Annotated in this window: 14 protein-coding genes; 1 reads left to right on the top strand and 13 read right to left on the bottom strand. The window is 34.6% G+C overall.

All coding sequences use genetic code 11. The annotated features are described in order from the left end of the window. Positions 1-9: 9 nt before the first annotated feature. The 10 genes from BAMA_RS14375 to BAMA_RS14330 all read right to left on the bottom strand — a co-directional run bounded on the left by BAMA_RS14375 (position 10) and on the right by BAMA_RS14330 (position 9,620). Positions 10-1,938 carry a TOMM precursor leader peptide-binding protein gene (locus BAMA_RS14375; protein ID WP_034640188.1) on the bottom strand — a complete coding sequence of 643 codons (1,929 nt, stop codon included), beginning with the start codon at positions 1,936-1,938 and terminating at the stop codon, positions 10-12. Next, positions 1,938-3,800 carry a putative thiazole-containing bacteriocin maturation protein gene (locus BAMA_RS14370; protein WP_034640186.1) on the bottom strand — a complete coding sequence of 621 codons (1,863 nt, stop codon included), beginning with the start codon at positions 3,798-3,800 and terminating at the stop codon, positions 1,938-1,940. Before BAMA_RS14370 ends, BAMA_RS14375 begins: the two co-directional genes overlap by 1 nt. Positions 3,801-3,898: 98 nt before the next feature. Continuing rightward, positions 3,899-4,162 (bottom strand): heterocycloanthracin/sonorensin family bacteriocin, encoded by a 264-nt coding sequence (locus BAMA_RS14365; RefSeq protein WP_084158006.1) that lies wholly within the window; start codon positions 4,160-4,162, stop codon positions 3,899-3,901. Positions 4,163-4,330: 168 nt separating this feature from the next. Next, complete coding sequence (locus BAMA_RS14360; protein ID WP_034640181.1) at positions 4,331-4,906, bottom strand: GNAT family N-acetyltransferase; 576 nt, start codon at positions 4,904-4,906, stop codon at positions 4,331-4,333. A 13-nt stretch (positions 4,907-4,919) separates the two neighbouring features. Next, positions 4,920-5,378 (bottom strand): GNAT family N-acetyltransferase, encoded by a 459-nt coding sequence (locus BAMA_RS14355; RefSeq protein WP_034640179.1) that lies wholly within the window; start codon positions 5,376-5,378, stop codon positions 4,920-4,922. A gap of 79 nt (positions 5,379-5,457) precedes the next feature. Beyond that, complete coding sequence (locus BAMA_RS14350; RefSeq protein ID WP_084158005.1) at positions 5,458-6,306, bottom strand: GNAT family N-acetyltransferase; 849 nt, start codon at positions 6,304-6,306, stop codon at positions 5,458-5,460. Positions 6,307-6,452: 146 nt separating this feature from the next. Then, entirely contained in the window at positions 6,453-6,644 is a 192-nt protein-coding gene (locus tag BAMA_RS14345) for a hypothetical protein (protein ID WP_034640177.1), read from the bottom strand. Between the two features lie 81 nt (positions 6,645-6,725). Beyond that, positions 6,726-8,072 (bottom strand): HAMP domain-containing sensor histidine kinase, encoded by a 1,347-nt coding sequence (locus tag BAMA_RS14340; RefSeq protein WP_034640175.1) that lies wholly within the window; start codon positions 8,070-8,072, stop codon positions 6,726-6,728. After that, a complete protein-coding gene (locus BAMA_RS14335) occupies positions 8,069-8,740 on the bottom strand; it encodes a response regulator transcription factor (protein WP_034640471.1) in 672 nt (223 codons plus the stop codon). Before BAMA_RS14335 ends, BAMA_RS14340 begins: the two co-directional genes overlap by 4 nt. 115 nt (positions 8,741-8,855) lie before the next feature. Continuing rightward, positions 8,856-9,620, bottom strand: coding sequence for a methyltransferase domain-containing protein (locus tag BAMA_RS14330; RefSeq protein ID WP_034640172.1), 765 nt, complete (start codon positions 9,618-9,620; stop codon positions 8,856-8,858). Positions 9,621-9,874: 254 nt separating this feature from the next. Here BAMA_RS14330 and BAMA_RS14325 point away from each other — a divergent pair, with 254 nt between their 5' ends. Then, positions 9,875-10,402: a GNAT family N-acetyltransferase gene (locus tag BAMA_RS14325; RefSeq protein WP_034640170.1), complete on the top strand. Its 528-nt coding sequence runs from the start codon at positions 9,875-9,877 to the stop codon at positions 10,400-10,402. 190 nt (positions 10,403-10,592) lie between these two features. Here the strand turns inward: BAMA_RS14325 and BAMA_RS24955 are convergent, their stop codons facing one another. From BAMA_RS24955 to BAMA_RS14310, 3 genes are all read right to left on the bottom strand, one after another. Next, positions 10,593-10,733: a hypothetical protein gene (locus BAMA_RS24955; RefSeq protein WP_034640168.1), complete on the bottom strand. Its 141-nt coding sequence runs from the start codon at positions 10,731-10,733 to the stop codon at positions 10,593-10,595. Between the two features lie 89 nt (positions 10,734-10,822). Next, positions 10,823-11,653 carry a glycerophosphodiester phosphodiesterase gene (locus tag BAMA_RS14315; protein ID WP_084158010.1) on the bottom strand — a complete coding sequence of 277 codons (831 nt, stop codon included), beginning with the start codon at positions 11,651-11,653 and terminating at the stop codon, positions 10,823-10,825. Positions 11,654-11,946: 293 nt separating this feature from the next. Beyond that, positions 11,947-13,152, bottom strand: coding sequence for an MFS transporter (locus BAMA_RS14310; protein WP_034640166.1), 1,206 nt, complete (start codon positions 13,150-13,152; stop codon positions 11,947-11,949). Positions 13,153-13,377 lie beyond the last annotated feature (225 nt).

Here is a 13,377-nt window from a genome sequence, read left to right as displayed (position 1 = left end):
CCCTCCTCATTACGGAAATGGATGCGGATGTGGATTTAATTGCTCGTACGTGAGAGGTTCTTTTCTATATCCAAGTTCCGCTGGTATTTTTAGTACCCTTTCTAATCCGACTAAACGAGTAAGGTGGTATCCAAACGTCATTGGCAACATTCCTGGAATGATAACCTTGACACAATGAAGCCCATTTCTCGTTATTTCTGGTGTTGTTTGATTTACAACAATGACTTCTAGATTCTTTTCTTTTAAAGTTTGTAAAACACATTGTAAATCTTCAGTTATATACGCATGTCGCTTCGTTTCACCAAAAGCATCTTGAAACGTTCTCTTAGGCTTAGCATTTTGTAATAAAAAGTGAAGTCGTTCTTCTGCTTCATGTAAACCGTAAAGCATGGCATGATGATCCATTTCTTTCACAAGAAACGGATTCGATAGCATCTTTTCATATTTTTTCCGATGATTCTCTAATTTTTCATCTAATGTTAACATCATCCCTGCTAACTCATAAAGAGCTCCTTTTACAGCGCGAACTGGATCTAAATGCGCTCCAGCTGCACAAAGTAAATTCATCCCTTTTTCTTTCTTATTTTTTGCAATCATCCATACACTTGGAATTCCATGCTCCATCGTCGATTGAAAAGCATGAAGCTCATAGCCACCAACAACTTCTATACGCTGCATCATGAGTTGTAACTCTATATCATCTACAGACAATAAATCTAGCTTTGGAAGAGGTAACTCCCCATACCAAGTAAGTAAAAAAGAATCCCGTTCAATAACTTCAAATATCCCGTGCAAAATTGCTTCTTCTAAACTACCACCCATTGCACAACCATTTGAAGTTTCATAGACGAAACCATCACGACTTAAACTATAATATGCAAGTAATTCTGGAACTAAAAGCGGGTGTTCTTGTAAAAAAGAATATCCCCATACCCATTTCATTTTTCGATCTGGATGAAATGGTTGAAACGGAAAGTTTTCTTTCTTATATTGGTCCGGTGCATGAAGCCCAACTGCTATTGGATTTAATGCATAAGACGCTATGTTGCGAAATGTATCATATACAACAGTTCGTTTCCCACGAGCTTCTAACCCGTTATACCGCTCTAACCCTTCTAAAATCGCAGTTAATTCACTTTCTTCATAAGATAGTGTTCGCCCAGCCGTTCCTTCATTCCCAAATAGCAGCGGAAGATTAATAGTGACATCTGCAAACGGAGGGGTCAAATCGTACACTTTATCATTTAAAAGTCCTGTTTTATTACTTAAGTAATCTTTCGCTAACACATGTTGTAATTCTGACATAGAACGGCTACGGTATGAAGTAGCGTTTATTTTTGGACTTGGCTGCAATGTAACCTTTGCAAGATCAGGGGAATCATCAGGTATTTGACTACACATAGGACAAAGCGGGTGCGGGAGAAAAAAATGGTAAGAACTTTTAAACGTTTGAAGATTTATCGTGCAAATGTGCTCTGTTAACCGAGAGCGCTTATAACAAATAATTTCATGCACTTCTTCCATTAAAATGTGTAACATTTGCAGAATTCCACTACGAGATGCCCATGCATCGTGATTCTTTGTTTCTTCTTCAGTTAGTTTTTGTTGTACTCCTAACATTTCCTTTGAATCATTACTAGCTAACAAACGCCGCATATCTGCGCACTGTGAACATCCTGATGTACGTGGCTGTACAAATGGTCCAATTATTCCTTCACCAAATGAAATAAAAGCCCTTAGCCATGGAATCCCAATATATTCAGCCTGTCTATGAATATTGGGATTCCAAATATCATGTAATACAAGAAGTAAATCCGTCTGCCTATTGATATCTATTTGAAAATCATTTTGCTGATTAACATTATAATAAACAGACAACTTCTCATACGCATAGTTTGCAAGTAAACCTTCTCCGACAATTACGATTGAAGCACTCATTATGCATCCTCCTCTCGTAACGATACGGTGACAATCCCTGCAATATGTTGTTCCCACTCTTCACCTAACGTAATATCAAATACAGAAAGTTGTTTATTTTGCTGTTGTAAAGTTTGCATCACAGATTGTAAAGTATCTTTTTGTTCTACATCTGCGGAAGAAGGAATGACTACAGATGTAGGTTCATCTTCTTGCAAGAATACATAAAATGGTGCTACTTCTTGCTCCGTTCCATTTTGAACTGCTTTAAGCGCTCGCTCTAACACACGCTGTAAAGCAATGGAGTGACTAAAGCCAACACTTGCATACCACTGATTGCGAACTTGAACGAGTGCAACGGGAAACTCATGTAATGGTTCTCCAAAAGCAATGAGTGGTTCTCCGCACATCGTCTTTAATGCTTCAAAGTAAAATCGAGAACGTTTGTCTTCTATTGGTTCTAAACATACTCGTAACGCACATATTTCTTTACTTCTTTTTAACTCCTGATCTAGATAATGCTGCAAACCACGGTATACACACTCTACTTTTGATACGCCAACACCAACTCCAATGATTTGTGGTGTATCAATAATATGAGCAACATACGCTTCAATTCCGCATAGCCCAGCTTCGCATCTTGCCTCTGTATGTGTAAAACCACTGCAAATGATTTCAGATAATACGTGAGCTGGTCCCTCTGATAACAAATCTGCCACCTGAACACGGCACTGTGCTAAAGGTAATTGTATTAAATCCCCTTCTTCCCAAATGTGAAATACACCCGTTTCTTTTGAGATAAAAGGGTGAAGACGGAGAATTTCTTCATTGGATTTTTCACTTTTCTCTGCTAATTCCTCAAAATCTTGAAATGGTTGTATTTGAATACTTTCTGTTACAAAAGGATGAGTTGCAAAAGAATGCCAATTCCCTTCTAACGTTTCTAAATTAAGAAGAAAAAAACGGTTTGTCTCTGAAGACTTTGTTATACCAGTCATTTTCTTAAAACATTCAAACACAGCCACATTTGCAAGCAACGCTTCTGCAGTAGAAGATGGTGCATGATTTTTTCGATCTTCCGGAAATACAGATGCATGAATTCTATGCCAAGCCGATTCCCAGCAAGTTTTGTTTTCCTCATGCACAAGAGGACCTGCTAACCCGACTCCATTTATACATAAAGCAGGAAAAAACATTTTATTCTGCTCTTTACAAATACAATGGAACTTGCGAAGTTCGTCTACGTTTTCTTTTTCTGATACATATAACACACAATCAAACCTTTGTAACATGTTCTGATTTTCTGTAAAAGGAACTTCATATACAAGTAACTCCGGGTCATTCTCTTTTCCATGTTGGATAAGTTCATGTAGCCTTTCCATATTTGTCCCTTCCGTATTTGTACCCATCATATACAATGTCTTTATTCCACTTTCCAGGAGCGATGAAATAAGTGACAGAAAAATAGAACCGGATCCAACTGCTAATATATTACTTTGACGGTACTGCTGAAAACGATAAGCACCAGAGTGATGAAAGTTATCCAAAAATTCAATTTGAGAAGCATACTTTTTAAGGATAGATTCTGATAACTGATGAGGATGATCTTCACTCACATCTTTTGCAAAACCATTTTCATATAAGATTGTCGCAATTTCAAACACACGACTTTTATATGAATCTGGCAATCCATCTGTTAACTCCCCCAACGTATGTTCACCATTAAACATAGGAGTCAGCTTTTCAATCCACTGATTAATAGATTGGCCTTTCATCTGAAACGAACTTACATTATTTCGAAAGTATACATTTCCATTTGAATCAGGAAGAAAAAACGTATCTCTCTTCATTTTTAATCGTGTAGAAACATGTAACGACTCCATAGAAATCCCCCTTCCTCGTTTTTTCTATGTCCTCATCATAATGAATATATGATGGGAGAAACTTGCCCTATAACGAGAAAGGGGGTATTGTCATAAATTTAAATCCACCATGCACCAAAACAGCTGAAGCATCCAAAACAACCGAAGCAACGTGCACAGCCTCCGCATCTACCACCGCAGCCTCCGCAACCACCACAGCCTCCGCATCTACCACCGCAGCCTCCACAACCACCACAGCGGCGTGCAGCATCATCATAAGTAGTGTAATACGGTAGAACATTTTGCTGATCCCAATACACAACATTACCAGATTGATAATCATTTAAATGTAGGGATTGTAAATCTTGTTGAAATTGATTCATATTGATTATCTCCTCTCAAAAATAGACAACTATCCTCAATTCGTATATCCACCAACAAAGTATGACTCATTTCACATAGATGAAACTTGTTCATATGCCTATTTTGACTATGACTATATAAAAAAGAGGTCTCCTCGATTGAAGAAACCTCGCCTTTCACATCTTCTATTATTTTTCTACTGCTTGTTTTTCACAAAGGAAAATTCGTTCCCAATCTGTCTTTACAATTGCATAAATGGCTCCATTATTTGACTGCTTCCCATCAAAAATATAACCTCTTAATACACCTTCTTTTTGAAATCCTAGTTTTATTAATAAAGAAGATGAAGCAATGTTATTTGGATATGTAATAGCAGCCAGACGAAATAATTGTAAATATTGAAAGCTATAATTCACCACTTCTTTAGCAGCTTCGTACGCATAACCTTTCCTCCAAAAAGAAGGATGAATATCATATCCGATTTCCGATTTCTTTGCCCATGTTTGTAAATTATTTAAACCTACTGTTCCAATTAATTTGCCTGTTTCTTTTAATATAATCCCCCAGCGGATTGCACGTTTCTCTTCATAATTCTTTGTAAATGACTTTATCATATTTGCAGCTTGCTCTTTCTTCCTAAAAGGTGCCATCCCATAATACTGTGTAACTTCTTCACGTGAGAATGTATCATAAATCGCATCAATATGTTCTTCTTGTATTTCGACTAAGTGTAGTCTTTTTGTTTCTAACATTGGAAATGTCATCATATACCCCTTTCTAAACGATTGTCTTTGCCATTCTTATATTTGTTGTTTCATAGTCTAAACTTTCATATAGATGTTTTGCTACTTTGTTATGACCAAAAACATGCAATTCTATCTTTTTCATCCCTAATTCTTTCGCGACGATTTCGATTTCTTTCATTGCTGCTTTCCCATATCCTTTTCCTTGAAATGCTTCAGCAATTTGAATTTTATAAATAAATCCGACCTCATCAAATATACGAGAAATCCAGATCATACCAACCTCTTCGTCTTCAGCAAAAATCGTAAATAAATAGTTGTTTTCTGTTTTTTCACCATCTGGTAGCAGACGTTGAAATTCTTCTTTTGATTTACTCATTGCCTCTTCACTTGTCCAATTACCAGCAGCAACTTTTTGCCTAGCATAACTTTGAATCGCATCTTCTATATAACTTTCAAATTGCAAAGCTGTCATTTCTTTTAAAATAACCATCACTATTCCTCCTTCTGATTATAAATACTGTTCTTCTTTTTATACGAAATAACCTGCTTGTATCTATATAATAAGATAATCATGTTAAAATATTTTGTTGAGAAGATTTGTGACATATTTGAATCAAATGGCGGCGAAGTTTGTTTCGTTGAATTAGAAGCAAGTGTAGAAGAACGACTATGGCGAAATGCTTCATTGCAGAATGAACTGTCAGTCTATGAAATGATACAAATTGATTTTTGTAGACGACTCCATAAATACCATAAGGAGTTGGAGAAAGCCTTAACAATTCTTCTCGGCTTTTCATGTCAATAATATGTACATGGATATTTAATTTCTTTGCCGCTTGAACGACATTATGAGTTGCTACATCAACAAATGGACATTGCTGCGTACGAAGGATTGTTAAATCTTCAAAAAGATGAAGCCGCTCATCCCAATCGTTCGGGAAATATGGATTAGGGGCATGTCCAAACTTGTGAACGAGCAACTCAAATCCATAAGGAGCATGATCTACTTCTTGAAAGTGGTTTTTTATAAAAATATCCTTACTAGGTGCCCAAGAGGTGTTTGGATTGGTAACGACCACTACGCCATCTTTCTTTTGTTCTTTAGCATCTTGAATACTTTTCTGAATTAATTTTGAAGCATATCCTTTTCCCGTTCTATTTACCCATAAACAATGAATCACCAAATAATTTTCCCCATAAACAACTCTTGAGGAAGATTCAATCGAGGTATATTCAATAAACCCTGCTAGTTTCCCATTTTCCATGATTTTTATATACTTTAACCCTTCATGGAATCTTTCCGTAAGCCATTTGCTTTTATTCATATAACCTGTTGAACTTGGATTACTCCGAAGACAATAACACCCCTCATTATGTACATTCGCCTCATCTAACTCTACTAGTTCAATTGATTCCAATATACCTCACCCTTATCCCATTATTTAGTAAATTATAACAAAAACAACACATAAATAAAAAGAACGGTTTGCAAATTGATGAACCGGTAGAGAACGAAGATGTTCAATCCGCATAAGAAAAGCCCCTTTTTAAGGGGCTTTTCTCTTTATATGTATCCATTTTCAATAATAAGGAATATGACATAAAACACGATATAAAATGCAAAAAAGATTACAGGTCGTTTCGTTCCTTCCCACGTTAACAATACCCCTAAACCACGATTGATAGCATTACCTATTAACATAGCAACTGATACGATGAATGATAGTAAAGCTAATATAAAGAAAACAGCTTCCATATATTTTTCCTCCTTGATAACGTTTCATTACCTTTATTTTATTTAAGAAAAGTTAACTTTAAGGAGTGTTTCAGTTTAAAATTAGATTAAATTCTCTTTCCATTTACAAATACAAATCTGTGTTCCAGTTTTTAAAGTTGTTACTTTAACATGCAACCCCATTTGTTCTGTCATCATATAAACAATGGACAATCCAATCCCTTCGCCTTTATTATTTGAACCTTTTTCAAACCCTGGTCCGCGATCAACAATGATAATGAACTCCATTTCATCTGTTTCACCCGTTGCTACTTTTAAATATTTCCCTTCATAAGCATGCCGTTTTACATTTTGAAATACATTATTTAAAACTCTAAGCACCCATGTTTCATCAATATCCCAGTTTAATGATTTTGATAGATCTACATCAACTTCAAATTGTAATTCTTCAAACAGCGGATACCAATCAATTAACGATTTTCTTATAATAGGTACTATATTTTGTTTTTTACTATGTAATGGAAGACGTCCTTCACTAAGTACAGTATACGAGGAAAGATTATCAATTAATTCACCGAGAAAATCAACTTTTGTAATAATGGTTTCTGTCGATTTCTTCTCAGCATGCGTTTGTTGTGAACCTTGGAGTTTATGAGCATGTCCCCTTATAATTGATAAGGGTGTTTTCAAATCATGTGAAAGACTAGCAATGAGTTTTTTTCGTATTAACTTTTCCTTTTCTTCTTTTTGGTAGCTTCGATTTAAATCATCCACCATACGGTTAAATGATTCTTCTAAATTTCCTATTTCATCTTTCTTACCAACTATCATTTTAGAAGGAATCAATGTATCTTTATTTTTTTCCATATGTTTTTGCATCTTTATTAATCTATTACTGATTTTCTTAAAGAATAGCCATGTTATATAAACAAATAATCCCCAAATCGTTAACAAGAACATATACCAAAACGATGAATATTGATCTTTTAACACTTGCCATTTTGTTCCGATTTGTTCATATGGTACTTGTAAAATAATATATCCACTCTTATTGCTACCCTGTAAATAAGAAGTATGATGATAAAAAGAATCTGTTTCATTACTTTCCATAAAACTCATGATATCTGCTGCATTCCAGTTATAACTTACATGTTGTTCAGTAGTATAAATAATTTCACCTTGATCACTAATCCAATATACCCGTTGCCCTGGAATGATTGTACTTTTTTCTAATATAGATGTAATTTCTTTATCATTTTTAGAGGCAAGCTTCGTTAATGTTTCGTTCCAATGCTGCTTAAGTTGCTCTTCACTAATAAATTTTTCATCAGAAAAACTTCCTAACACATTTACGAAAACATAATAAGAAAAATTAACTCCAAAATAAGAAATGGGAAAAAATAAGATCGATAACAAAATCACAATTATATACTTTGTTGATAATTTCATAGTTTAATCCTGTATCCTAAACCACGAATCGTTTCTATGATTACAGGTTTCTTTGAATTCTTCTCTATTTTTCCCCGTAAATATTTCATATGTACATTGACTACTTTATCACCTTCCATATATGTATCTTTCCAAACGTAATTATAAATTTGTTCTTTCGTTACAATCTGATTATGATTCTTTAATAAATAAGACAATATACCGTATTGTATACCGGTAAGTAAAATCTCTTCATTTGTCTCACTGTTTATAATTTGATTAGCTTGTAAATCTACTTTCAAATGCTTCACATCATAGACGTGTCTAGAGATTTTGTCATACCTTTTTAATAAATTTTCAACCCTAATGATTAATTCTCTCGGATCAAACGGCTTAGTCATATAATCATCTGCATTTTCTAGTCCCAATAGTTTATCTTCTATTGTACTAAGAGCGGTTAAGTATATAATAGGAGTATTTGGAGTTAACTCTTTTATTCGCTTCCCAAGCGTAAATCCATCTAATCCCGGCAGCATAACATCTAGTATAATTAAATCCGCATGCTTTAAATGTTCTTGAAAGTTATTTCCGGACTTTAGCCACTCTACTTCATAACCTTTTTCAGTAAGAGCGTCAAATACAAAGTCACCTATTTCTACATCGTCTTCTATATAAAATAATTTATTCATTACAAGAACACCCCAAACATTACTTTTATTGGAAAATACATTCATCATTATATTATCATATAAACAACATAAATTTCTCCATTGAAAAAGCCCCTTTATCTTAAGGAGCTTTACACTACAATCTTTTCTTCGCAACAATATAAAACCGATGTGTCTTAATTTCTACATAACCATTTTCTTCAATGTAATGATGAATCTCTCGTAACTTCTCCTCATACCGTTCCACTGAGAAATCAAGAACTTGCCACGGAATTGCTTTTAAATAATAAATGATTGCACCAACATCATAAAAGCGTAGTAGCGGGAATGCTTCATCTTTTTCAGTAATTGTGAAACCTTCTTTTTCTAATTTCTTAACAGCATAATCTAAATTCCAATGAAGGAATTCCGGATTGATTTCAGCTTGTAAAAGGCAATTTAAGTCATTACAGTCTTCACCGCCTACTTGCTGCGTGATGAAAGTACCGTTATCATGCAAAATACGCTTCACTTCACGTTCAGAGTATGACTCGTGTTGATTTAAAATGAGATCAAACTCCTGATCCATAAACGGTAATTCCTCATCGCGCTCTATTCCACAAACTTTTACGCCTAAAGGCTCTAACTTATTCTTTGCAATCGGTATATTCGGCGGATATGCTTCTGTTGCAGCTGTATTTTGAGGAAATGGCATTAGCATTGAGAAAAATTCACCACCGCCTGTTCCCATATCTAACATACTATGAATTTCTTTCGTACGTGCTTTTAGTACTTTGCTCATATAACTCCAAGGTAACGCTTCACCGTTCATTCTACCAGTACCACTTATAAATGAAAAATCCCATCCTTCAAAAAGTGCCTCTGCTTGTTTAACTAGATAATCAAAATAAACATCTTTCATTTTTTCCATCCTCCTATAAAATAAAGTTATTCTTTTTCACTTCATTTTATAGGAGGACCCCGGCAATCTATATAACGGTTACTATATGTCCACTATAAAATAGTACATGACGTTTCTCCTTTTCTTCTTGACTTCATAATAATTTCCTAGCTCGTTCAAATAATGTCCTTCCCATTATAACATAATATTCTAAATTTTATTTATTAATTCTATTTATCCGTTTACAATATATAGGAAAAGGAGGGCATCAAACAATGAATATAATAGCGATTACAAATGACAAACGATTGATTAATCAAATTGCTGCTCTGTATTGTACGGTTTTCAACAAAACGAATGAGCAAGAGTTTGCAGAAAGAGTTGTAAGGCATATAGGATATGAAGGGTTTAAAGGTGTAGCTGCTTTAAATGAAGAAGGATTACTTATCGGTTTTTCATACGGATACACTTCTTTAAAAGGACAGTTTTACCACGATCTACTTAAGATTGCATTATCCGAAGAAAACAACCAACATTGGCTAGAAGATTGTTTTGAATGTGTTGAGCTTTCTGTTCATACAGATTATAGAGGAAAAGGACTAGGAACAATTTTACATAACATTTTATTAGAAAATGCTCCAAATAAAACGAGCATCTTAACAACACAAGTGGATAACGATATAGCTCGTCGTATGTATAATAAATTAAATTGGATCGATGTAAAAGAGCCTATTTATCCTGGAGAAACAGCGTATGTTATTATGGGGAATCTTCTTCAAAAAGATACTTTTCAACCTTCTTAAAGTCTTGAACTACCCCCACTTAGCTAACGCTTGAAGTAGTGGATTCCTGCGAACACCGATGTATCCATCAATTATATTAGCAGGCTAACTCCGTAGTCCCTACGGTTAGAAATTACTTGTACGTTGAGTGTTCTGTCGAAAAAGGATAAACAAACGCCCTTCTCTATAAAAAGGGCGTTTGTTTCATATATTAGTACTCAATCTCATCATAATCCTTCGGCTGCGGAACTGGCTGTACATTACTCGCATCTTTCGGATCACTATAAATCGCATTTTGTTCAATGCGAGCATTTTCTTCTACTTTTCGTTTTTCTTCTTGACGTTTTTTCATGATGATCAACTCCTCATTATCATTTAAAAGAAATTATGTCCGAAATATCGTCATTTTACTCTTTTCTTATTAAACGAGAAGCGTGCGTATTAACTTTTATACACGTCTGTCACAACTTCTTCTAAATCATCTGGATAGTTTGTAAACATACCTGTTACGCCCCAATCCAATAGCATTTTCATATCTTTCTTTTCATTTACTGTGTACGGGTGAATTTCTAAACCATGCTCACGTACTTTTTGTACATATGCTTCGTCAATACAATCAAAATTCATTCCAAGTCCAATGCTATATTCTTTATATCCTTTTAATTCTTTGTCAGTAATTTTTGCTGGCTCTTCATACCAAAGCAATTGTACAAGTGGAACATTTTCATTTAGTTCACTTATTTTCTTTAAGCTTTCTGGACTAAATGATTGAACCACCACTTTGCTAGATTTCATGTCTTTTACAATTAACTTATGTTTATGTAATACTTCAAGTAGTTTTTCTTCCATACCAGGATATACTTCTGGTGATTTCGTTTCAATATAATAACGGGCATCTGTTCCGAACTTTTTAATTACTTCATCTAATGTTGGGATCGTAAGCCCTACATATTCTTCTTTTGCTTGTTCTGGATATTCTTCATTAAACCAAGAACCTGCATCAAGTTTTTTTATTTCTTCTAATGTATAGTCTTTTACAAGACCTGTTCCATTTGTAGTCCGATCTAACGTTTCATCATGAAGTGCAACAAGTTCTCCATCTTTTGTCATTTGCAAGTCAACTTCAATGTAGCTTCCTTGCATGTTTTCGCCTAATTCATAAGAAAGCAGCGTATGCTCCGGCGCATGTCCTGATGCTCCTCTATGTGCAACATTTAAAATCTCACTTGAATCAACATTGGATTGAGCTGGTTTTACCTCCATTTGGTTCATGACACCATATCCAACTCCGATTAGTGCAGCTGATACAACTGTAGCTTGTAAAAAGCGTTTTGTAATCAAAATATGTACTCCCTTCTTACTTTCAGACTCATATACAGTTTAATTGGTAACTTTTAAGGGAATATGAATATTTTGTTAAAATAAAGTTAATTTGATGGAACTCGTTACAAAACCTAATTTATAACGTATGCACACCCAGTGCAAAATATACCAGCATAACAAAAACCAGTACCTTTACATACAGGTACTAGCTTTTGTGATATCAAATATATGGATTCTCCAAACTAATCAGTTGTTTTTACTACACCTTCTTTTACTCTTCGAATCGGTAAAAGTGTTCCGATAAAAGCAATGATTGCACACCCAATAAATACAACTGATAAACCATGCACTGCTAATAATGATAGCGATCCGAAAATGATTAAATCAAGTACCGAATCAACGACAGACAGTAACGAAATGGTTGTAGCACGTACATGAGAAGGAATGATATCGTTACTGATTTGTGAGTAGATTGGATAACGAACCGCTCTAACAAAGCGCAGTGTAAAAAATGACCCTAACACAATCCATAGTTCTTCCCCGAATAATGTAGCAACAACTAACCCTAGCACAGCTAAATAACCTGTTACATGTAATAACGTAACATGAGAAAATCGTTTCGTCATCCAACCAATCGAGCGAGATGCAAAATAACCGATAATGGCAGCTATTGCATAAACGATCCCAATCATAAAAACAGGTAATCCAGCATGTTTTAATAACGGCTGATCAAATTTTTCAAATGCAACTCCCGCAGCAATAAATACGAGTGACACATTTAAAAACATCACAAGCAACTGAGGAGATTTTTTAATAACTTGTATCCCCTGCATTACTTGTATAGACCATTTTTCATGTGTTTCAGAAAGTTTATGTGGTGTTTTAATGAAAAATAAGAGTAAAAGCTCTACAAATTGAAAGCAGATACTAAATACAATAAGGAAAAGAAACTGTTCTTCCTTCAAATCTTTTGCAAAGTAAGAACCAAAAACAACCGCAAGCAACATCGACATAAAACTTGCTGATTGAATTTTCCCCATTGCTTCGTCCATTCGATCTTGTTCATCTGTCATTTTTAATGATTCATAAATTAGCGCTTCATCTGCACCTGAGAAAAAGGTCACTGAAAGACCGTTCAATAAGCTATACAAAAAAAATAGCCATATATTATCAGCAAACAATAATATCGAAATACTAACTATTTTTATAAAACTACCTGTTAAAAAGGAAATTTTCGCACCAAATCGATCGGCAAAAACACCTGCAGGCACTTCGCCAATTAATACTGCACCGCTCCAACACATTAACACGATAAAAATATGTGATGCTGTTAACCCTCGTTCCATATAAAAAAGGGTCATCACAGGCTGTAAAAAACTAATTGTTCCAAAAAACTGTACCCAAAATAAAATCGCTATGTTATGCGATGCAATCGTATGTTTCTTCACTTGTTCTCCTACTTTCCGTATCTATTATTTTTTGCTAGAACTGGAAGTAGGAGTGTTATCTCTTCTTAGCTGATATTCACTCCTCTTCCGTCATTTGAGAATGTTTGTGCTTTTCTTTGCATGTCAAATTCCTCCTTATATATAGATAAATTTATTATAATAATTTTAAGAATTTTTGTAAAACTATTTAGTGATTATGGATAAGATTGCCTGAATACACAAAGT

The organism is Bacillus manliponensis, from assembly GCF_000712595.1.
Lineage (GTDB): Bacteria > Bacillota > Bacilli > Bacillales > Bacillaceae_G > Bacillus_A > Bacillus_A manliponensis.
Note: the sequence above shows the minus strand (reverse complement) of the source record. Positions and strands in the feature narration are given on the sequence as shown.